At 49.9% G+C, this 23,856-nt stretch carries 14 protein-coding genes; 12 read left to right on the top strand and 2 right to left on the bottom strand.

The window, feature by feature from the left end:
• Positions 1-90: 90 nt before the first annotated feature.
• From NATSA_RS00885 to NATSA_RS00850, 8 genes are all read left to right on the top strand, one after another.
• Entirely contained in the window at positions 91-1,125 is a 1,035-nt protein-coding gene (locus NATSA_RS00885; RefSeq protein WP_210509482.1) for a LacI family DNA-binding transcriptional regulator, read from the top strand.
• Between the two features lie 102 nt (positions 1,126-1,227).
• Positions 1,228-4,110, top strand: coding sequence for an alpha-amylase family glycosyl hydrolase (locus NATSA_RS00880; RefSeq protein WP_210509480.1), 2,883 nt, complete (start codon positions 1,228-1,230; stop codon positions 4,108-4,110).
• Positions 4,111-4,775: 665 nt separating this feature from the next.
• Complete coding sequence (locus NATSA_RS00875; RefSeq protein WP_210509478.1) at positions 4,776-7,757, top strand: SusC/RagA family TonB-linked outer membrane protein; 2,982 nt, start codon at positions 4,776-4,778, stop codon at positions 7,755-7,757.
• Positions 7,758-7,781: 24 nt separating this feature from the next.
• On the top strand, positions 7,782-9,347 hold the full coding sequence (locus NATSA_RS00870) for a RagB/SusD family nutrient uptake outer membrane protein (protein ID WP_210509477.1): 1,566 nt from the start codon (positions 7,782-7,784) through the stop codon (positions 9,345-9,347).
• A 28-nt stretch (positions 9,348-9,375) separates the two neighbouring features.
• A complete protein-coding gene (locus tag NATSA_RS00865; RefSeq protein WP_336244669.1) occupies positions 9,376-10,434 on the top strand; it encodes a SusE domain-containing protein in 1,059 nt (352 codons plus the stop codon).
• A 72-nt stretch (positions 10,435-10,506) separates the two neighbouring features.
• Entirely contained in the window at positions 10,507-11,526 is a 1,020-nt protein-coding gene (locus tag NATSA_RS00860) for a LacI family DNA-binding transcriptional regulator (RefSeq protein ID WP_210509475.1), read from the top strand.
• Between the two features lie 150 nt (positions 11,527-11,676).
• Positions 11,677-14,598, top strand: a complete 2,922-nt coding sequence (locus tag NATSA_RS00855) for an alpha-amylase family glycosyl hydrolase (RefSeq protein WP_210509474.1) — start codon at positions 11,677-11,679, stop codon at positions 14,596-14,598.
• Between the two features lie 195 nt (positions 14,599-14,793).
• On the top strand, positions 14,794-16,776 hold the full coding sequence (locus NATSA_RS00850; RefSeq protein WP_210509473.1) for an alpha-amylase family glycosyl hydrolase: 1,983 nt from the start codon (positions 14,794-14,796) through the stop codon (positions 16,774-16,776).
• A gap of 21 nt (positions 16,777-16,797) precedes the next feature.
• Here NATSA_RS00850 and NATSA_RS00845 read toward each other — a convergent pair whose 3' ends face one another.
• Both NATSA_RS00845 and NATSA_RS00840 read right to left on the bottom strand, forming a co-directional pair.
• Complete coding sequence (locus NATSA_RS00845; protein WP_210509471.1) at positions 16,798-17,301, bottom strand: flavin reductase family protein; 504 nt, start codon at positions 17,299-17,301, stop codon at positions 16,798-16,800.
• 311 nt (positions 17,302-17,612) lie between these two features.
• Positions 17,613-18,371, bottom strand: a complete 759-nt coding sequence (locus tag NATSA_RS00840) for a phosphatase PAP2 family protein (RefSeq protein ID WP_210509469.1) — start codon at positions 18,369-18,371, stop codon at positions 17,613-17,615.
• Positions 18,372-18,707: 336 nt separating this feature from the next.
• Here NATSA_RS00840 and NATSA_RS00835 point away from each other — a divergent pair, with 336 nt between their 5' ends.
• The 4 genes from NATSA_RS00835 (at position 18,708) to pabB (ending at position 23,826) form a co-directional block, all read left to right on the top strand.
• Complete coding sequence (locus NATSA_RS00835; RefSeq protein WP_210509466.1) at positions 18,708-20,540, top strand: glycoside hydrolase family 13 protein; 1,833 nt, start codon at positions 18,708-18,710, stop codon at positions 20,538-20,540.
• A gap of 192 nt (positions 20,541-20,732) precedes the next feature.
• Positions 20,733-21,221 (top strand): TlpA family protein disulfide reductase, encoded by a 489-nt coding sequence (locus tag NATSA_RS00830; protein ID WP_210509464.1) that lies wholly within the window; start codon positions 20,733-20,735, stop codon positions 21,219-21,221.
• Positions 21,222-21,497: 276 nt separating this feature from the next.
• The gene (locus NATSA_RS00825) at positions 21,498-22,403 is read left to right on the top strand and encodes an aminotransferase class IV (RefSeq protein WP_210509462.1); all 906 of its coding nucleotides are present in this window, start codon (positions 21,498-21,500) and stop codon (positions 22,401-22,403) included.
• Complete coding sequence (gene pabB, locus NATSA_RS00820) at positions 22,393-23,826, top strand: aminodeoxychorismate synthase component I (RefSeq protein ID WP_210509461.1); 1,434 nt, start codon at positions 22,393-22,395, stop codon at positions 23,824-23,826. The genes NATSA_RS00825 and pabB overlap by 11 nt, the downstream gene beginning before the upstream one ends.
• The last annotated feature ends 30 nt before the right edge of the window (positions 23,827-23,856 follow it).

Below are 23,856 nucleotides of genomic sequence, written 5' to 3'. Positions count from 1 at the left end.
TATCTGTTCTGACATGCGGGGCCACAATCACGTGGTCCCGCGTGTCTCTTTAATCCTGCCCTCAAGAAACGTAATATTAGGTCAACACTATTGAGCTCAACGATTTATGATATTGCCAGAGAAGCAGAAGTAAGCATCGCTACCGTTTCCCGGGTCTTCAATAACAGCAGCAGTGTCACCAGGAAGACGCGGGAAAAAGTACTTGCTGTGGCTGAAAATCTCGGATATCATCCACGGGCACTCGCCCAAAGTCTGGCCAGAAAAAAGACGAAAATTATTACCGTTATTGTACCGGTGATCTCCAACTACTTTTTTATGGAAGTACTCGCCGGAATGCAGGATAAAATTGCCGACTACGACTATGACCTGCAAATATTCAATGTGAAAATCGCGGATGATCTGCTCAACCAGGCCGATCATATCATGAAACGGGGATGGGGAGAAGGGTACGTCGTCATTTCTGTGCACCTGGCTGATTCCGAGTGGGAACTGCTGGATAAATACAACGTGCCTGTTGTACTGATTGACGAATACTATCCCGGCTTTGATACCATCAGTGTCGATAGTATCGAAGGAGCCTATACGGCTACAAGCCATCTGATTGAACAGGGGTACACCTCCATAGGCATGATTTGCGCAAAGCCCGATTCCAAGCCGATAATCGACCGCAGGCTGGGCTACCGGCGGGCAATGGAAGATGCGGGTCTTCTGGTCGACCCCGGGTTGATCGTGACCGGTGACGACATGGAGCGTGACGGTTTTACCGAAAACAATGGCTATCAGGCAATGACAAAACTGATCCAAAACAAACAGCCTCCCCAGGCATGCTTTTGTGCGTCCGATATTCAGGCTCTTGGTGCCATCAAGGCTATGCGTGACAATAATGTGAAAATCCCCGTCATTGGCTTTGACGACCTTGAGTTTTCTGAATATGTCGGACTGTCCACCATGAGACAGCCCATGTATGAAATGGGTGCTCTGGCCATCGAAAAAATGGTAAAACGCCTCGAAGAAAAGCAAAGCGATATTACCCATACCGTTTTTTCACCTGACCTGGTGCTCCGTACAAGCTCTCCGGATTTTGCCGGAATTACGAAAACTAAGGATAAACCTGTCACTTCCTGATTTTCCGTTGCTCTTCTAATCCAGCAGCAACTTTGCCTCTCTAAACTCTGATAACACAATTTTCCCGCTTCCATGAACAAATTTCATTATACCTTGATTTTTATGCTGCTGACATTCTCATTTGTGCAGAATGTCACGGCACAAATTACCACTGAACCATCCTTCCCTTCGGCAGACCGGCCGGTTACGATCACATTTGATGCTTCGGATACAAACCTGGAAGGCTACTCCGGCAGTCTTTATGCCCATACAGGACTCATTGTTACCGAGCAGGACAAAAACTCCGGTGCCTGGCAATATGTCATAGGCAACTGGGGGCAGAATAATGTCCAGCCGGAACTGGACATGATCGGACAGGATTTGTGGGAACTGCACATTGAAGATATTTACAGCTTTTATGATGCCCCCGATACAGAGAGTATCTACCAGCTCGCATTTGTATTCCGGAGCTCAGACGGCAATTCCCAGACCGGTGATCTGTTTGTGGATATATATTCAGAACTTGTGGTCGTCCGGTTTGACAAACCTTCGTTACCCCAGTTTGGCTCTTTGATTCTGAGTGATGATGAGCTGCTTGAGGTCGAGATGAGTGCCAACTCGCTGGAATATGAGATCATATCCATAGAACTCCTGTTAAACGATGACGTGGTGGCAGTGAGTGATTCCGCTTTTCTGGCATATGATATTGACATCGATGCAACCGGCCGCGCTCTTATTACCGCAGTAGCCGAAGATTCACAGGGCAACAAAGCCGAAAACAGTTTTCACACCACCGTAAGCCCGCCGGTCACCGAAGCACCGGTTCCGGATGGAATGGAGCTCGGGATCAATTACCATGACCAGGATGACAGAGCTACTTTTGTGCTCTGGGCTCCGGAAAAAGAATTTGTCTACCTGATCGGAGATTTCAATGACTGGGAACCTGAATCCGATTATTTCATGGCAAGGGAAACAGCCCGGTCCGACAGCGTGCTGTACTGGATCACTGTTGACGGACTTGAGCCCGGCGTCGAATACGGTTTTCAATACCTCATTGACGGGGAAATCCGGATGGGCGATCCGTTTTCACATAAAGTCCTGTCCCCATGGAATGACCAGTACATTTCCGGAAGTGTCTACCCGAACCTGAAGGAGTATCCCCACGGTAAAACAAACCACATGGTCAGTGTAATGCAGACTGGACAGGAGCCTTATGACTGGCAGTCCGTTGACTACCAGCGTCCCGATCAGTCCGAACTGGTTATCTACGAGCTCGTTATCCGCGATTTCCTGGAGGATGGCACCTACAGATCGCTTGCTGACACCCTGGACTATCTCAAGCGTCTCGGGGTTAATGCGATAGAGCTGATGCCGGTCAGCAACTTCGACGGAAACGACAGCTGGGGCTACAACCCGAATTTTCACCTGGCCCTGGACAAGGCGTATGGACCAGCCGATGAGTTCCGGCGTCTGGTTGATGAAGCTCACAAGCGTGACATGGCGGTCATACTCGATGTGGTCTACAATCATGCTACCGGGCAATCTCCGCTGATCAGGCTGTATGGTGAATCCCGTGAGAGAAATCCGCTCATAGGGCCCGGACATGCTTTCAACGTATTCAATCACCTGAACCATGATCATCCGTTCATCAAGTACTGGATGGACCGGGCCAACCGGTACTGGATGGAGGAGTTCAATGTAGACGGTTACCGGTTTGACCTGACCAAAGGATTTGCGACAAACGTTCAGGACGGGGCCCTGCTGCAGGGACCTAATCCGGAGCGTATAGTAAATCTGAAACGGATGGCTGATGAACTCTGGAGCTTTGATCCCGAAGCTTACATTATCCTTGAGCACTTTGCTGATAACGCCGAAGAGAAGGAGCTGGCAGAATACCGGCTTGATGACGGGATGCCCGGCATGATGCTGTGGGGTAATCACAACTATAATTACAGCGAGGCTTCCATGGGCTGGCATGGCGGCAGCCGGTCCAACTTTTCCGGAGTGTATCATAAAAACAGGGGATGGGATGTACCCAACCTGATCGGTTATATGGAGAGCCACGACGAACAGTGGCTGATGTTCAAAAACCTGAATTATGGGAACAGTATGGATGGTTATGACATTACCGAACTGGAAACAGCACTTGACCGGCAGAAGCTGGCCGGGGCATTTTTCCTGACCATTCCGGGTCCCAAAATGATCTGGCAGTTCGGAGAGCTTGGGTACGGCGGTGGTCCGGATGAATGTCTGAAACCGGGAGACGGTACTGACGGAGAATGCCGACCCGATGACCCCGGCCGGACAGCCCGAAAACCCATCCGCTGGGACTACTATGATGATCCGGACCGAAACGCCCTGTATCAGACGTGGCAGTGGCTGCTGAAATTGCGCCACGAAAACCCGGTATTCCATGACACAGCTACTGATGTGGCAATGTACGGCATGAATACGGCGTCCAAGACAATTACCCTGCAGTATGAAACCATGGATGTTTCAATAACCGGAAACTTCGGAGTGATTGAACGGGATGTATTTCCCCGCTTCACACATGAGGGCACCTGGTATGATTACTTCAGTGGTGATGAAATTGAAGTTTCTTCTGATATGGTTGGGGATTCCTACAGTATGTCTCTTCCTCCCGGAGTGTTTCGAATATTCACCAGTGAGCCGGTAGAAACCCCGCCTGCCGGACTGACTCCAACCTCGGCCGCCATCGATCAGGATCCGTCGGATCTGCCGGAGAGATTCACACTGGATCAAAATTATCCCAATCCGTTCAACCCGGCGACCAATATAGCCTTCGAATTGCCGGAAGCCGTACAAGTGAAGCTGCATGTCTATAATATTATCGGACAACGCGTATCCACACTGGTTAACGAGTTTCGCGAAGCAGGGTCGTACACGGTTGTTTTTGATGCCTCACAGCTTGGAAGCGGCACGTATCTCATTAAGATGGATGCCGGTGGACACCGTTTCACACGAAAAATGATGCTGATCAAATAGTATCCTATGACCATATGAACCTGACTTTAGATACGCAGAAATATTTAAATCGATTTATTTATGGCACTTTCATGAGACTGGTTACGTAAATTTCCGAATAATTTTCAAACTATCTATTATGCACTTTAGGCGTCTGTACGTAATGAACTGCGAGCAGGCGCTTTTTTTGTTTATCAACTCAAATAACAAAACCTCATCGCATGGAGAGTTTGAACAGTCATAGTTTATGCCTGATACAATTAAAATTTGTAAAAAAACCACCACCCCTCCCATCCGTTTTTGCACCTTTTGTAAAATTCATCCCACCCCTCTCTGCTTTTCCAATGCTTGTGTTATATAGCAGGAGTAAGCGCTTTCATTTTGTTATAAAATGTAAAAGTTCTTTTAAAAAAGCGTTTTTTTGTGGTGTAATCATTAGATTTAAATAAATATTACATGTGAGCGTAATTTATACGATGGTGAATGTAAGCGCTTACAGTTGTTTTTTAATCAAATTCCGGCACAAGCCGGTGAGGCATAATCAGATAAACACTCAATTAAAACAAAAAAAACTTTCAAATATCAAAATCATAAGACTCTTGCTACAAAGAATCTATCAATCCAGAATCATTTCATGACAACCTGAAGACACGTCTTTTTGAATAACACGAAAACAAATGATTTCTATGCTAAAAAAGAAATATCAACTAATGTCTTACCTGCTGGCGGCTTTTTTCCTGTCGCCGATCCTCTCCGGAAATGCTTTTGCACAAGCCCGGGATCATACCGTAGAGGGGCAGGTAATTGATGCCAATACCGAGGAAGAACTCGTAGGAGTTAATATTCTCGTAGAAGGAACTACCATCGGAACCACTTCCGATTCAGACGGAAACTTCCGCTTGGAAACAGCCCCGGACGATACTCTTACTTTTTCATATATCGGGTATCAGTCTTTGGAAGTACCCATTGAAGGCCGGAGTACAATTACCGTTGAAATGATGGACGAGTCCATTGTCGGTGACGAGGTCGTGTTCATTGGCTACGGAACCCGGCAGGTGGAAGACAATACCGGATCGATCGGCAGGGTGACTGCTGATCAGTTTAATCCCGGCTCAACATCACCAGGCGAACTGTTCCAGGGCAGAATCCCCGGTGTGGATGTTACATCAAGCGACGGTGCTCCGGGCAGCGGTCCCGCAATACGTATCCGCGGCGGTTCGTCACTTTCCGCAAGCAATGATCCGCTCTTTGTAATTGACGGAGTTCCCATAGCGCCAGGCGGCATATCAGGGATGCGAGATCCATTGAACTCAATCAATCCGAATGATATTGAGGACATCACCGTCTTGAAAGACGCCTCTGCAACGGCTATATATGGTTCCCGTGCTTCCAACGGCGTTATCGTTATTACAACCAAGCAAGGCCAGGCCGGTCAGCCCCTGCAGCTTAACTATGAGAGCAAACTCAGCTACCAGACCCAGCGTGAAACCCTGGACGTTCTGGAGCCGGATCAATTCCGGCAGGTCATTGATGACCGGTTCGGTGAAAGAGGAACAGACAGGCTTGGTGACCATGAAACCGACTGGCAGGATCAGATTTACAGCAACGTACTCAGTCACGAGCATAATATCAGCCTGTCCGGAGCTTATCGTGAAGTCCCCTTTCATACTTCCATCGGTTTTACCGGAGATGAAGGCATTTTGAACACATCAAGCAATGATCGTCTTGCCGGATCACTCAGGCTCACTCCGAGATTTCTTGATGATAATCTTCAGGTAGATCTGAACCTGAGAGGTTCCAGAGTTGAAAATCGATTTGCTAATACCGAGGCGGTCAACACAGCGATTGCTTTTGACCCAACGCAACCTGTCATGGATGAGGACTCCCCGTTTGGTGGCTATTTTGCATGGACCGATGCTGATGGACAGCCTATTGACATTGCACCGGCAAACCCTGTCGCCCTTCTGGAACAGACACGGGATGAGTCAACGGTATATCGCTCGGTAGGTAATCTCCAGCTTGATTACAATATGCCATTTCTGCAGGATCTTACGGCAACGCTGAATCTCGGGTATGATTACTCTGATGTTTCTGACGGCCGGAACTTCGTAACTGACAACGCCGCATTTGACTTCGAAGGCGATGAGTTTTCCGGCAGCAGGACAGAGTATGATCAAAGAAGAGAAAACCAGCTTCTGGACTTCTACCTGAACTATGAAACGGAACTGCCGGATCTTCGCAGTAACTTCGATGCTACTGCCGGTTATTCATGGGAACACAACTATGAGGAAGGAGAAACCTTTACTACCAACTACAATATCGAAGATACGGTTGTGGTTCACTCAGATACGGATTACAAGACCGAGAATTACCTGGTATCTTTCTTTGGAAGAGCCAATTATTCACTCATGAACCGTTATTCGCTTACAGCCACGATGCGGGCAGACGGCTCCTCCCGATTCGCTGAAGATAATCGCTGGGGTTACTTCCCGTCCATGGCGTTTGCCTGGAATATGCATCGTGAGCCTTTCATGGAAGACTTCGGAAGACTCTCCCAACTCCGCCTGAGAATAGGGTACGGTGTGACGGGTCAGCAGGAAATTCTGCAGGGTAACTACCCCTATCTTGCCCGCTATACCTTTGGTGAAACATCGGCACAATACCGCTTCGGTGATGACTTCATCCGCACGTACCGGCCGGAAGGCTATAATCTGGATCTTAAGTGGGAAGAGACCAAAACCTACAACATTGCGCTGGATTATGGGTTCTATGACAACCGGCTTCGCGGTACCATTGAAGCCTATCACAGAGAAACTGAAGATCTGCTGAATGTTGTGCCGGTTGCCGCGGGAACCAACTTCACCAACAGGATCATCTCCAATGTGGGTGACCTTGAAGTTCAGGGAATCGAGTTGGACTTCACCGGTGTACCGGTTGCCACCAGGGATGCCTACTGGGAGGTCAGTTTCAACGTATCCCACAATGTCAATGAGATTACACGTCTGACTACCGTAGATGACCCTGACTACATCGGTGTAGAAACAGGAGATATTGCAGGCGGAACCGGAAACACCATTCAGATCCACTCCGTCGGTAATCCGAGAAGTGCATTTTATGTCTATGAACAGGTGTATGACGAGGAAGGCAATCCTGTTGAGGGAGCCTATGTCGACCGCACCGGTGACGGGAGAATCACTGAGGATGACAAGTATCGCCTCGGAAGTCCCGATCCGGATGTGACATTCGGCCTCTCTTCCCGATTCCAGTATCAAAATTGGGACTTTTCCTTTTCCGCACGCGCGCAGGTCGGCAACTATGTATATAACAACGTGGATTCCGAATACGGCTTCTATAGCATGATGCTTTACAACCAGTATCTCCGGAATTCCCCGGCTTCCATAACGGAAACCAATTTTGTAGACCCGCGTTTCCACTCCGATCATTACGTTGAGGACGCTTCGTTCCTTCGCATGGATAACATCACTGTCGGATACACATTCGAAAACCTTTTTGATGTCGTCCCGTCCATGCGGGTATCCGGTACCGTAAATAATGCATTTGTGATTACCAATTACAGCGGACTGGATCCGGAAGTATTCGGAGGTATCGACAACCAGGTCTACCCAAGACCCAGAACCTGGATCATGAGCGTGAATATCGATTTCTAAAGGAACCCATTAATAACAGAAATTATGCTGACACGAAATTATCGAATATTACTAATTGCAATGATCGTAGCAGTGGTGCCCGTATGGACATCCTGCACCGACGATCTGTCCACCTCGCCTATAGATGACAGCGAAGTGACTTCGGATATGATCTATGAAGATCCTGAAAATTTCCGCAAGGTATTGGCAAAACTATATGCCGGACTTGCGGTGACAGGACAGGAAGGACCGGCTGGAAGCCCCGATATCGACGGTATCGATGAAGGCTTCTCCAGCTATATCCGCCAGCTCTGGGTAACCCAGGAGCTCCCGACGGACCAGGCGGTGGTGGCATGGCCCGATCCCGGACTGCCAGGATTCAACACCCAGTCCTGGAGTCCTGGAAATGACTTTGTCATGGGGATGTACAGCCGCATTTTCTATCAGATCACCCTTGCCAATGAGTTCATCAGAAATGCAAGGGATGAAGATGATCCCCAGATTCAGCAGTATATGGCCGAGGCCCGTTTCCTTCGGGCGTTCAGCTACTGGCATGCACTGGATCTGTTTGGCGGGAATATCCCTTTTGTGACCGAAGATGATCCCATCGGCGCATTTGAACCCGAGCCCGTCGGAAGCGAGGAGATCTTCTCATATATTGAAAGCGAACTGATGGACATAGAGGACGCCATGCCGGCTCCTCAGGAAAATCAGTATGGCAGGGCCGACCGGGCCGGCGTGTGGATGCTGCTGGCCAGGCTCTACCTGAATGCCGAAGTGTATATTGATGAACCGCGCTATGATGAGGCGGTCACCTATACACAGAGAATCATTGACGAAGGCGGATATGAGCTGAATTCCACCTACGATCAGCTCTTCCTTGCCGACAATGATGAGGCCGATGGTGTTATTTTTGCCATTCCGTTTGACGGCAACAATACCCAGAGCTTCGGAGGCACGAACTTTATCATTCATGCCGCAGTCGGCGGAAGCATGAGTGCTGCTGATTTCGGGATTTCCGGCGGCTGGGAAGGCCATCGGGTTACTCCCGAGTTTGTCGACAAATTTGACAAGGACAATGATGTCAGGGCCATGTTCCACACCGACGGGCAAAACCGTGATGTGGACAACCTCGGTGATTTCAACGAGGGATATGCGGTCACAAAATGGCGCAATGTCACTTCCACCGGGGAGCCCGGATCACGATCGGCTTATGTCGATACCGACTTCCCCATGTTCCGCCTTGCCGATGTCTATCTCATGTATGCCGAAGCTACACTGAGAGGCGGAGCCGGTGGTGACATGAACATGGCTCTGAATCTGGTCAATGACATCCGCGAGCGTGCCTACGGTGACGAGACCGGTCACATCACATCAGACGAGCTCGATCTTGATTTCATTCTCGATGAGCGGGCACGTGAACTTTACTGGGAGGCCCAGCGCAGAACCGACCTCATCAGGTACGGTTACTACACTTCTGCCGACTATGTCTGGGCATGGAAAGGTGATACCCAGGAAGGAACATCGACCTCAGAGCATCTCAAGCTCTATCCGATTCCTTCTTCGGATATCAACTCCAATCCGAATCTGACCCAGAATCCCGGATACTAATTTGATTATCACACCAAATTTCAGAACAATGAGACTACTATCTATTCTAACTGTTTCAATAGGCTTGATTTTCGCCTTTTCGTCTTGTGACAGAGACTCGGGACCGGTGATGAGTTCATCACCGGATGCCCCTTCCATAACCTCCGACATGGAAGGTCAGAGTTTTCAGCTGCTCGAAGATGAGGCCGACGAGATTCTGTTTACACTGGAATGGACCGCTGCCGATTACGGCTATGATGCTGCCGTTGAGTATGAGGTTCAGATAAGTGAAACAGGTGACAATTTCGAAAATTACAACGAACTTGGCTCCACCGCTGAAACCGAAATATCCTTCACCGTAGGCGAGGTCAACAGTGAACTGATAGCCATGGGCTTCGACGATACCCAGGATGCCGAAGTGCAGATCAGGGTCATTGCCAAAGTGGATGGCGCTGAAGTCGATGAGGAAGTGTCAGAACCGGTTTCGCTGATGATACGTCCCTACCTGGTGGAAATTGAACTCCCCGAAATTTACGTTCCGGGCGGATATCAGGATGTCAGCGGATATGGTAACGAGTGGAGCCCGGAAGATGCTCCGCCGCTGTTCTCCTTCGACGATGATGACGTCTATACCGGATATGTCTATATCGCGGAGGACGACAGTGAGTACAAATTCACCTACGAGCGCTCCTGGGACCTCAACTGGGGTGATGATGAAGGTGACGGAACACTGGATGAAGACGGTGCAAACATCCCTGCCGACGCCGGATATTACCTCATGGAGGTAGATCTGAACGATGAAACCTACTCCGTTCTTGACACCGAGTGGGGCATTGTCGGTGACGCCACACCAGGCGACTGGGATGGTGATACCATGTTGGAATATGACATGGAGGAAAAGGTCTGGGCCGTCGATGTTGACCTGGTCGAAGGCGAAATGAAGTTCCGCGCCAACCAGACATGGGATGATCTCGACTATGGTGACAATACCGGTGACGGTACCCTTGATGAAGGCGGTGAAAATATTCCTGTTGAGGAAGCCGGAAACTACACCGTCATCCTCAACCTTGGAGAGGCTCCCTTCAGCTATGAACTCATAATGAACTGAAACGGATAATAAATTCATCCGCTTCGGAACAGGCCTTCCGGAGCGGATGTTTTTTTTAACGTCCTGCACGTTTTGAGTATCACCATTTATGACATAGCGAAACAGGCAGAGGTGAGCATTGCCACCGTGTCCCGTGTCTTTAATGACAGCGGACACGTCACAGCAGCAACCCGGAAAAGGGTGCTCGATGTTGCGAATCAACTCGGTTATCACCCCCGCGCACTGGCACAAAGCCTGGCACGGAAAAAATCCAAAATCATTACGGTCATTGTTCCGGTAATTTCCAACTACTTCTTCATGGAAGTACTGGCCGGAATGCAGGACAAAATAGCCGAGTACGATTATGACCTGCAGATTTTCAATGTGAAAGTTGCCGAGGATCTTCTGGATCAGGCCGATCACATCATCAAACGTGGCTGGGGTGAAGGCTACATGGCCATTTCGGTTCATCTCGATGACTCATCCTGGGAGAAGCTGGAAAAATACGACGTACCTGTAGTCCTCCTGGATGAATATTACCCGGGTTTCAGCACCATCAGTGTTGACAGCATCGAGGGAGCATATATTGCCACCTCGCATCTTCTGCAGCAGGGTTATCGCTCCGTCGGTATGATCTGTGCCAAACCGGACTCTAAGCCGGTCATTGACCGCGTTCTCGGATATCGCCACGCCATGCAGGATTCCGGCATCATGGTTGATCCCGAAATGATTGTCACCGGTGAGGACATGGAACGCGACGGATTTACCGAAAGCAACGGGTATCAGGCCATGACGAACCTGATCAGAAGCGATACGCCCCCCGAAGCCTGCTTTTGTGCCTCGGACATCCAGGCGCTCGGCGCCATCAAGGCTATGAAAGACAACAATATGCGTATTCCGATCATCGGATTTGATGATCTGGAGTTTTCCGAATATGTGGGGCTCTCCACCATGCGCCAGCCAATGTATGACATGGGATCACTTGCAATCGAAAAAATGGTACGGCAACTGGAGAAGACCGACACCGAACCAACCCATACCATCTTCACGCCGGACCTCGTTCTGAGAGCAAGCTCGCCGGACTTTGCCGGAATTTCAGAAGAATCAGGCTGATGCATCCTGATGACCCGGGATTCCGCCCGGACTAAATAAACTCACAAGCAGATATTGATCCGGTAAAACACGAGGCTCCGGAGACCAGGTACTTTAAACACGTGAATCCATCCGGATTCAATTAACCATCCTGCCAAATATATCCAAGATATGAAACTACGAACGACGATACTGTCTTTCCTCTTCCTGTTGGTTGCAATGCATTCCGCCAGGGCCGGGGTACTGACTGTAGATCCATCCTTTCCCAGTGTGGATGAGCCGGTAACGATTACCTTCAACGCTGAAGGAACCCCCCTGGAAGGATACACCGGTGAGATATATGCCCATACGGGACTTATCACCAGTGAAGATGACATTGACAGCGGAGGCTGGGAATACGTCATCGGAGAGTGGGGCGACAATGATGCCCAGCCGCAGCTTGATGAGATCGGCCCGGATCAGTGGCGTCTTGAAATTGACAACATTCCGGATTTTTACAATGTTGAAGCGGGAGAAACCATCTACCAGATTGCGATGGTGCTCCGCAGCTCCGACGGCGGAACCCAAACCGATGACCTGTTTATCGATATTCTTGATGAACCGGTTTCGGTGCGCTTCGAAAGCCCTGCCGGAACCTTGCTGGAACCCTACTTTGCAAAGGAGGATGAAACAGTCAGCGTTGAGATTGTCGCACAGGCCAGGGATACCGACCTTGACGAGATCAGGCTGTATGTGGATGGTGACCTGGAAGCAGTTGAGGGCGATGATGAAACTCTGACACATGATCTGACGGTCGCCGGTACGGGGCGAATTGAACTCGAAGCGGTAGCCGAAGATCAGGACGGCAATACAGCCGAAGATGAGATGTTTCTCATCGTCAACCCCGAAGTTATCGAACAGGCGCGGCCTGACGGGCTTGAGGATGGTATCACATACACTTCCGATCAGTCTGTCACACTTTCCCTGTATGCACCCTTTGTAGATTTTGTTTATGTCATCGGTGATTTCACCGACTGGGAGGTTGATCCGGACTACTTTATGTACCGCGATACCGAAGACGAAGACAATGTCCGGTGGTGGATTGAAATCGACGGTTTAGAGCCGGGAGAGGAGTATCGTTTTCAGTACTTTGTTGAAGGCGACCGCCGCATCGGTGACCTTTACTCCGAAAAAGTTCTGGATCCCTGGAATGATGTCTGGATTCCGGATGATGTATACCCCGATCTTATTCCCTATCCCGAAGATCAGACAGAAGGCATGGTCTCCGTTATGCAGCCCGGAAGGGAAGCCTATGACTGGCAGGCAGAAGATTACGAGCGTCCCGATCCGTCAGAACTGGTAATATACGAGCTGGTAATCCGGGACTTTCTGGATGACGGCACCTATGCCAATCTCGCCGATACGCTTGACTATCTCAAGAATCTTGGCGTTAACGCCATCGAACTGATGCCCGTTTCGAACTTTGACGGAAATGACAGTTGGGGCTACAATCCCAATTTTCACCTTGCCGTGGACAAAGCCTACGGACCTGCGCACGAGTTGAAGCGGGTCATTGATGAAGCCCACAAACGGGACATGGCCGTTATCCTCGATGTGGTCTACAATCACGCTACCGACCAGTCTCCTCTGATCGGTCTTTACGGCAACGATCCGGAAGACAATCCGTTCATCGGTCCGGGACACGCATATAACGTTTTCAACCATCTAAATCACGACCACGATTACATCAAATACTGGATGGACCGGGCAAACAGACACTGGATTGAGCGGTTCCGGGTTGACGGCTACCGTTTTGACCTGACCAAGGGATTTGCGTCCAATGTCGATCAGGGTAATCTGCTCGACGGCTACAATGAACGCCGCATCGAAAATCTCACCCGGATGGCCGATGAAATGTGGGATGTGGACGAAGATGCCTACATCATTCTTGAGCACTTTGCCGCGGCAGAGGAAGAGCAGGAACTTGCAGAGTACGGAACGGATGAAGGCCGCTCCGGCATGTTGCTGTGGGGCAATTTGAACAGGGCTTACAGCCAGTCTGCCATGGGATGGGTTGACTCCGACGATTTCTCATCCGATATATCCGGTGTGTGGTATCCCAATCAGGGATGGGAGCAGCCCAATCATATTCATTACATGGAGAGCCACGATGAACAGTGGCTGATGTACCGCAATCTGGCTTATGGCCGCTCCAACGATGACTATGATATCACGGAGCTGCCGGTAGCGCTCAACCGCCAAAAGCTGGTCGGGGCGTTCTTCTTTACTGTTCCCGGTCCGAAAATGATGTGGCAGTTCGGCGAGCTTGGATACGGATACGGCCCGGATGGCACCGACTGCCTGCGCCCCGGCGACGGCACGCTCGGGGAATGTCCGGAAGGCACTCCCGGCCGGACTGACGCAAAGCCCGTGCGATGGGAATACTATGACGACTCACAGCGAAAATCGCTCTATCAGGTCTGGCAGGCGCTTCTCAGACTCCGCCATGACAATCCCACCTTCCATGACACCGATACGGAAGTGAATATGCGCACCGGACACGGACAGTTTGACCGGCGCATTGTGCTGGAGCATCCGGACATGGATGCCGTGATCATCGGCAACTTTGATGTAGAACCGCTGGAGGTTGACCCCGCATTTCCGCAGTCGGGTACCTGGTATAATTTCTTTGAGGGAAGTCAGGTGGAGGTGGATGAAGGAGAACGAAATCAGCCGATTACGCTTGAAGCCGGCGAGTTCCGGATCTACACAACAGAGGAGCAGGAAACGCCTCCTCAGAATATCCTGACCAGTGCCGATGACGAAGAAGAGGTCGGACAGGATGTGCCCGAGCGTACCAGCCTGGCACAAAATTATCCCAATCCGTTCAATTCCCAGACGACAATCCGTTTTGAGCTTCCGGCATCCTCAGAAGTTACCCTTGAGGTGTTCGACGTGCTCGGCAGACGGGTAACCACACTGGTGGACGGACAGATGGATGCAGGTGTGCACGAAACCCGTTTCGATGCCTCCGGACTTTCCAGCGGAGTCTATATATACCGGCTCCGGACTGCCGAAACCGAAATGACGCGGCAGATGATGCTGATTGAATAACCTTCACGCTCTGGCTGAAAGCATCTCAGTCAGGGCTTTTTTTGCTGGCAGTATTTGCAGGTATGGGACAAAAAAGGTATATGACCGGGGCTATGGGCAGCCACTCAGGCATTTTTTGCTGCCATATACCCGGATGAAGTGCTATATTACGCACTGAAAAATTATTAAAAATTGCTTTCTAAAAAGGTATTCAGCATGAAAGATCAACCTGCCGTGACATCAGGATATTATCGTCTGAGCTTCGTTACTCTCATCCTTCCGCTCATTGTACTGTTAACCGTTACCGGCTGTGGTGAAGATGATCCTTATGCCGTTCCCGAATATGTTCCTGATGAAGATCTCACTGCCGTTCCGGAGTGGGCTCAGGACGCGGTTTGGTATCAGATTTTCGTAGAACGATTCCGTGACGGTGACTCCGGGAATCAGCCGACCCTCCGGTCCATCGAAGGTTCCTGGCCCCATGATCATCCCGAGACCTGGCAGCCAACACCCTGGGGACAGGACTGGTACTCTGAGGATGACTGGGTTTCCGACGTGGATATGGATTTCTATGAATGGGTGCACCTGCGCCGGTACGGCGGTGATCTGCTGGGTGTCCTGGATCAGCTGGATTACCTCGAAGATCTGGGAATCACGGCAATTTATTTCAATCCGGTTAACGATGCCCCGTCGCTGCACAAATACGATGCGCGGAATTATCGTCATGTGGATGTCAATTTCGGTCCGGATCCCGAGGGTGACCGCGAACTCATAGCCGGAGAGGATCCCGCTGATCCCGATACCTGGGTCTGGACGGAAGCGGACAAAATGTTTCTGAAAGTCATTGAGGAAGCACAAAAAAGAGGAATCCGGGTCATAATGGATTATTCATGGAATCACACCGGCATCACGTTCTGGGCATGGCAGCACATTCTGGAACATCAGGAGGATTCTCCTTATGCCGACTGGTATCAGATTGACCGGTTCGATGATCCGGAAACCGAAGAAAATGAATTCGAATATCCCGGATGGGCGGGGGTTCCGGAATTGCCCCAGTTCCGGCGCTATGATTCAGTTGAGGATTTCGAGCACGGTGACCTGATTCCCGGAGATTTTCATCCCGGGCTCAAGCGCCACATTTTTGCCGTTACCCGCCGCTGGCTCGCACCGGACGGGGATGTGGACCGGGGCGTCGATGGATTCCGGCTGGATGTCGCAGAGCTCATCCCGGTCGATTTCTGGAGGGATTATCGCAAGTTTGTGCGCAATATCAATCCCGAAGCTTTTCTGGTAGGAGAACTTTGGTGGGCTGACTGGCCGGATAAGCTGATGGATCCCACCGAATGGCTTCAGGGTGACATTTTTGATGCCGCCATGAATTACCGGTGGTACCGCCCGACAAGGCAATGGCTTGGAGGAGCCGAGCCGGAACTGACGGATCCCTCCGAATATGTACACCATCTGGATTCCATTCAAAACGGTTTGCGTGATGAGGTTGTGAGGGCACAGATGAACCTGACCGCCAGCCATGACACACCACGCTTCTCCACATCCATCTTTAACCAGGGGCTGAACAAGTACGAGGTAAACCCGCGCGAAAACCCCGATTACAAACTCCATCGTCCGGATGACCGTACGTGGCGCGATGTGCGGCTGATTCTGGCACAGCAGTTTACGTGGAAAGGTGCGCCTCATGTATGGATGGGGGATGAGCTTGGTATGTGGGGCGCCGATGATCCTGACTGCCGCAAGCCGTTAATCTGGCCCGATCTGGCATTTGAAGACGAGACAACGCATCCGTTCGACCGGGAACGTACGCGTGACGAAGTGCAGGCGGATATGGAGCTTTGGAACTATTATCAGCATCTCATCCGGCTGCGCCGGGATAATCCGGTTTTTTCAAGAGGCCGGCTGGAAGTGCTGAAAACCGATGATGACCGCAATCTGCTGGTTTATGAGCGTAATGCCGGCGAAAACCCCGGGCAAGCAAATGAGCAGGAATTTGAAGGAAGCCAACGGGCTATTGTTGTTTTTAATAACCATGAAACAGGTTCTGCCGATATCAGTTTACCGGTGGAAAATCCTCAGCAATGGCAGGAGGTGCTTGGTTTGCAGCCCATGGCATGGGACTTTGGCGATCAGGCTCTGGAGATAACCATACCGGCGAAATCCGCAGCTGTTTTTTTGAAAGAGCCGTAGTAGAGCAGCAGGGTTCCGGAATCAGAATTCCCTGAAGACTCTTTCGCCACCCACAGACTCCATATTCAGCAGTACTTTTTTTCCCTTTCTGACATAGGCAGCCAGGATTTTTCCTATGAAGATGATGTGGTCACCGGAATCGACTTCCCTGAAGAGCTGACACTCCAAATTGATGGTGGCCTTTTTTAGAAGCGGCGGTTTCACATACTCGGACTTTACCGTTTCCAGGCCAGATTCTGCAAACTTGTCGACAGACTTACCCGATACCGAACCGAAGTACCGTACGGCCTTTTCAAGCTCTTTGTTGGGAACGGCAACAACAAACTCTCCGCTCTGCTGGATCAACTTGTGGGTGTTTCCGCTTTTGGACAGTGATACGGCATAAAGCGGCGGTTCAATGGAACTTTTCATATTCCACCCGGCAACCATCCCGTTGGGCTTTTGCTTCTGATCTACAGAAATGACAAATACGCAGCTTTCTGGCTTGAAGGCATCAAATGATTCTTTTACGGAGACCTTTTTCATGTGCTTAAAATTTTTGATTCATATGGTCAGATGTAATTCCATGACCGTGTTTAATCATGATCCTGTGTGCCCGGGCACCGGCCCGGTCATGATCATTTCATGTGCTCAAAATTTTGGATTTATACAGTCAGATGAACCGAAGGTCACGAAGTGAAATGCCATGACCTTGTTTAATCATACGGTTGTGTGTCCGGGCGCCGGCCCGGTCATGGACATTTCATCTGTTTAAATTTTTGATTTCTAATGTCACATGTAATAATCTGGTGTTACTTGTTGACTTTTTTTCGTGTTGAGATATGTATAGGGTTTTGTCAGTCAGAATGGTAGATTCCTTCTTCACCCTCTTCCGGGACACTTTCCACGATATCCTGTTCCTGAAGCACAATCATCACGAACCAGCAAAGCGAAGCCCAGAAAAAACCGACCGTCCAGCCGAACAGCACATCCGTCGGATAGTGAACCCCCAGCAGTACACGGGTGAAACCCACCAGTATGGTAATGAATATCGGTATGCTGATAGTGTAAATCCTGATGCGTGACGTGGTCTCCAGCCGTGTCAGAAGCGAACCCAGTGTCAGGTACACCACCGCAGAAAGCATGGAGTGTCCGCTCGGAAAACTTGGCGATGTCTCGACCATCAGGGCAGGGACTATGTCAGGACGGTCCCGCAGAAAGAAATCTTTCAGCAGCAGACTTATCAGCAATCCGCCGGCGGTTGCAATAAAGACCAAAGTGGCGGACCGGTAATTCTGTTTCAGAAGCAGATATCCGACGACAAATATTATGGTAAGGGTAAGTACGGTTGGCCCTCCCATAGCGGTCATGTCGCGGACAGCTTCATCCACCCAGTGCGGTCCGCGCAGAAGTTCGGGATTTTCGGGGCTGCGGACAATGGTCAGCGCCCATTGATCGAACTGCCTGGCCTGCTCAACAATAAACATGTCACTAATTTCAATACCTCCGCGAATGAACAGTAATACCATCAGCAGGCCGAGCAATATCAGGATCTCTTTCTTGAACAATATCTTAATCTTGGGAAATTGACGGCTGGACTTATCTAATATTGGCATAACGAAACTTATGTTATACTGGCATAAGAAGTTTTATGGCTGACTGCATACGTTTGACATCTAATAAATACAATATTACGCCATATTTCAACATAAAACAGCCGGCGCATGGATAAGTGTGGTCATCATAGTTTATTGAATACCTTGGTTTTGAGGTATTCTTTTTCCATGCAGCTTTTTGTCATCGGAAGAAAAAATCCCGATTTTCTTCCTTATTTTAGGTGATACCTCTATTTCACAAATTATTTTTCACAATTTAACTGTGCATCAGTACTGTATCTAATTATGACCCGGACTATCAGATTTTTTCCCAGTTGTTTCTTCCCGCTTTTATTATTGGCAACGCTGACCCTGAAAAGCACCGGAGCGGCCTCCGCTGAAACAGACGGTGGATCAGTTGAACGTCCTCAAACCGGTGCCAATATACCGGAATGGGCCAAAGACGCCGTTTGGTATCAGATCTTTCCGGAGCGTTTTCGCAACGCTGATCCCGATAACGATCCGGTCCCGGAGCGTATCGGAGACCCGCATTCCTGGGATCTCGGAGCACCGGAAGGGTGGGAGATTTCTCCCTGGACCGGCGATTGGTATCAGCGGGCGGACTGGGAGCAGCGAGTGGGGACTGATTTTTACGATTTTGTCTTTACGCGACGCTACGGCGGCGATTTGCAGGGCGTTATTGACAAACTGGATTATCTGGACACTCTGGGGGTCACCGCCATCTATCTGAATCCGGTTTTTGATGCTGTTTCTCTCCACAAGTACGATGCCAGCCATTTCCATCACATTGACCGTCATTTCGGACCCGATCCCGAAGGCGATATTGAAATTATGGAACAGGAAAATCCTTCCGACCCCGACACCTGGCAATGGACATCCGCAGACAAGCTATTTCTTGAGCTGCTTGATGAAGCCCGCAAACGGGACATTCGTGTGATCATTGACGGTGTCTGGAATCATGTCGGACGGGACTTCTGGGCTTTTCGCGATATAAGGGAACACGGCAGGGATTCGGAGTTTCTCGACTGGTTTAAAATCACTGATTTCGGTGATGAGTATGAAGATGGCTTTGATTACGAGGGTTGGTGGGGGTATATGGGGCTCCCCGAGTTTGCCGAAGACGGCGAAAATCTCCATCCGGAAGTAAAACAGCACATATTTGACGTCACAAAAAGGTGGATGGCGCCCGATGGGGATGCCGGCAGCGGCATTGACGGATGGCGGCTTGATATGGCCACAGAACTCGGCAAGGAGTTCTGGGAAGAGTGGCATGAGCTGGTTTATGATCTGAATCCGGAGGCGTTGACCATCGCTGAGATCTGGGGTGATGAAGCCCGGGATTTCATCGCTGACGATCTTTTTGGCGTGGTGATGAACTACCGGTGGGCTTATGCCACACACGCATTTCTGATTCAGCAGAGTATGACGGCATCAGAGTTTGCTGATCGCCTGGCCGACCTGAGAAATGACTTTGATGAACGCACTAATATGGCCATGCAGAATATCCTTGACGGCCATGACACCGAACGCCTGGCCTCGATGATCGTCAATGATGAGTATGCCTACAAGGGCGGGATGGATGATGAAGAGCAAAGCAAAATCAGGGATATTTACAACACCTACGAAGTCAGAGCCCCCGACGATGAAGAAAAAAAACGGCACCGGCTCGTTGCGCTCTTCCAGTTTGCCTACACCGGTGCTCCCATGATTTACTATGGCACCGAAGCCGGCATGTGGGGCGCTGACGACCCCGATGACCGCAAACCCATGGTCTGGCCCGATATGGAATACGATGACGAAATCAACCATCCCTACTCCAGGCAGCGTCCGCGTGATTCCGTGGCATTTGATCACGACATGTACAGCTGGTACGCCAAGCTTGCCGGCATCCGCGGTAAAAGGGATGCACTCAGGACAGGCCGGTTCCGCCTCATAAAAGCCGATGACGATGCCCGTGTTCTGGCATTCAAACGCTACACCGATGATGATTTTGCGATCGTTGTAATAAACCGCGGCTCTGAAACCTATTCATTTGATTTTTCCTCCGGAGACGTAACGGATCTGCCCAGAAGAGTTTTCGACCGGGTCAGCGGCAAGCGGATTATCAGCAGACAGAATAAGTTCAATGTGGATGTCCCGCCGGTCAGCGGCATGATAATCACACCATAATTTCAGCTGCACAGCGGAAAAGATCAGCTGTCCCGCATTCTGCCCGGAAAGTTTGCGAAGTTACACCGCATGCAAGCGGATTTGAGGGGTATTTGGATGGTTTTCGGCGCCAGTACTTTGTATCTTGTCTGGATGCGAATTGATCCGAAGTATTTCAATCATTTCATGGTCATCGTAGCGGTTATTTGCATTTTGGCTATAATTTTTGCCAGCCTTCGCTACTCTCAAAGACAAGAACAGCGTTTTCTCGATCGTCTGGATAACAAATCTCTGTCCGAACTGGTTTTTATGGATCAGCAGGGAGATACGCTTTACGTTAATCCTGATCAGACGACCGTTCTGTTGTTCTGGGCGACGTGGTCCGATCGCTCTCTGGAAGAACTGTATGATCTTTACAACTGGCACGACCGCCATCCGCATATAGAAGTGATTTCTGCCTTTGTAAAGGATGCCGAGGAATTTGCCAAAGCTCATGACCGTGAGAATAAGAACAGCTACCGGCTGGTCAACGGCACCCCGGCATATCAGGACCTGAGGGTCCCGGGCGTTCCCACGGCAGTTGTGTTTGACTCCGGTGGAAAAGTGAAAAAGGTTCAGTCAGGCTCACAGACAGTCCCGATTTGGCATGAAGTGTCCACGCGGCAGGAACTGCAGCATCAACGCGAACAAGAAGAGGGTTAATCGCGTTACTTATGCGGCCGGAACCTGCCGTCGGTTGAAATACCCATGGCGGCTTACCCCCACACAGGAGCATGATTATAGCCAGCATGGGTACTACATGTGACGTCAGAATCATAAATTATAAACAGATGAAATGAACATGACCGAACGGGCGTCAGGACACACAGGCGCATGATTAAAACCGGTCATGGAATTGCATGTGTCCACTTAATCAAAAATTTTAAACACATGAAAACGTCGGCCATATCACAAAAGATAGATTAAAAAATAACCGCCATGAGCTGGAATACCGCCTCAGAGAAACTGCCTGTTGTCCTGTTCAACGATGCATTCCTACCGGCAGAACAGGCTTCGCTCAGTCCCGAAATCAGACTGGCCCGTTACGGAGAGGGCTGTTTTGATACTATGCGATATTATGCCGGTGGTTTTTTCCGTCCGGAAGATCACCTGACCAGGCTCCGGAAGGGGTTGGAGCATCTGGGACTCGAACCATCCGGATATCTGGCTGATACCGATTCTTTTCTGGGCATGCTCACCGGTTTTTTAAAAGCCAACGATGCTCTCGGACAGCATGTGCGTATCCGCGTCCAGGTATGGGCTGATGATATCACAGCAGGGTACCGGCCGGGTAACAGAACGGCAAAAATCCATGTCTCCGGATCCCGGATAATCACCACTACCACCGGCGAAAAACCCGCCGGAGTCAATCTGATTACAAGTACTGTCCCGCGCATACCACACGCTGCCCTTCCTGCAGATGTAAAATGGTCCAACGGGATAAATTACATTCTCGCTGCACGACAGGCCCAGTCGCACAATGCTGATGATGCACTGATGATGACCACTACGGGGTGGGTAAGCGAGACAACCATCGCAAACATTTTCTGGATCAAAGACGATTTTGTATTTACTCCGTCGGTTTCCTGTGATTTGTTTCCAGGAATTGCCCGGAATACCATCATCGAAGTGCTGGATGAAATGGATATCAACACTAATCAGGGTGCGTATTCCGCCGACTTTCTGAAAACAGCTGATGCTGTGTGGATATGCAACTCTGTCCGTGGAATTGGGTTGGCAGGACGCATAGATAACAAGGAGTTTCCGCTTCAGTACAGCTTTTTTGACCGGATTCAGAATCGATTTGCTTCACACATCAACGATAATCTGCAATATGTTGGCTGATTCATCTGCAACTGTAAAAAGGAATCTGGTGTTCCGGACGGTTCAAGAATTCGATGCATGGATTCGGAGCTACCTTCGGAAGAAGAAAGAGGAGGGACCGGTTGTATTTCTGGATTCCCAGCTTGACGGGCATCCGGCCTCATCGCACGGATACATAGCCAGTAATCCCGAGTCGGTGTTGTGGTACCGGCAAGATTACGGTGACCCGGAAGGTGTTTTTGAGTACGATGCCCGGAATGCAGGTCTGGGTGCCGCGACGGACAGACCTGAATCCTGGATCAAACGGGAAGAAACCGATCCCTGGGAAGCCCTGAAAGCCTATCGCAGGGAGCATAAGGACTGGATGTTCGGATGGTTTTCCTACGACCTGAAAAACAGGATCGAAACGCTTTCCTCTGCTAACGAGGATCGCATCAGATTGCCCGATCTCTGTTTTTTTATCCCTTCGTCGCTGCTGGAGGTCGATCGCAGGCAACTCTCCGTCAGAGTATTAAAAGGCCCGTGTAATACCGTACCTGCGGGCGTGGCAGAGTTCAATTCCCAAAATACTAATGGATTGTATTCACAGGAAATAGCATCCATCGACAAAAAGCTGCCATCCGGCACCCTGAAATCGGGAGAAGGCTGGCAGGACTATCGCGCCAAGATCCGGCAGATCAAGGATTATATCGCCAGGGGGGATACGTATGAGGTGAATTTTACTCATCAGCTCGAGAGTCCGTTTGAATCCGGTTCTCTTGAGTTATTTGATAATATGAGAGGGCACGGACCGGTGCCGTTTGCTGCATGGATTACATACAATGGGGTGGATGTCTGCTGTGCTTCGCCGGAACGTTTTCTGATGCGAAAGGGAAATCGTGTTGTCTCCCAGCCAATCAAGGGGACATCGCCGAGAGGAGGCACCCCTGAAGAAGACAGGGAAATTATCAGCGACATTCTTAACAAGGAGAAAAACAAGGCAGAAAATGTTATGATTGTCGACCTTGTGAGAAATGATCTTGGCAAGCTGGCGAAAACCGGTACTGTAAAAACCGATTCTCTGCTTGAAGTACAGAGTTTTGCGACGGTTCATCAACTGGTTTCCACTGTTTCGGCCGAAGTCAGCACCGGTATGGCATCAGTGGATATTATCCGGGCCTGCTTTCCTATGGGATCAATGACCGGGGCACCGAAAATTCGTACAATGGAAATAATTGATGAACTGGAAACTTATCGCCGGGGGCTTTATTCCGGTGCCGTTGGTTATTTTGCCCCAAATGATGATTTTGACTTCAACGTTGTCATCCGGACGGCCATTATTAAAGAAAGGAGATTGTACTATTCTGTAGGCGGTGCCATAACTTCCGATTCAGATCCGGAAGAGGAGTGGCAGGAGAGCTGGTTGAAAGCCCGTGCATTACCTGTAAATCATACGTTTTGGTAGTTGAAAAACGATAGTAATAGTCATATCTTT

Source organism: Natronogracilivirga saccharolytica (genome assembly GCF_017921895.1).
Lineage (GTDB): Bacteria > Bacteroidota > Rhodothermia > Balneolales > Natronogracilivirgulaceae > Natronogracilivirga > Natronogracilivirga saccharolytica.
This window is presented reverse-complemented; position numbering and strand designations above follow the sequence as displayed.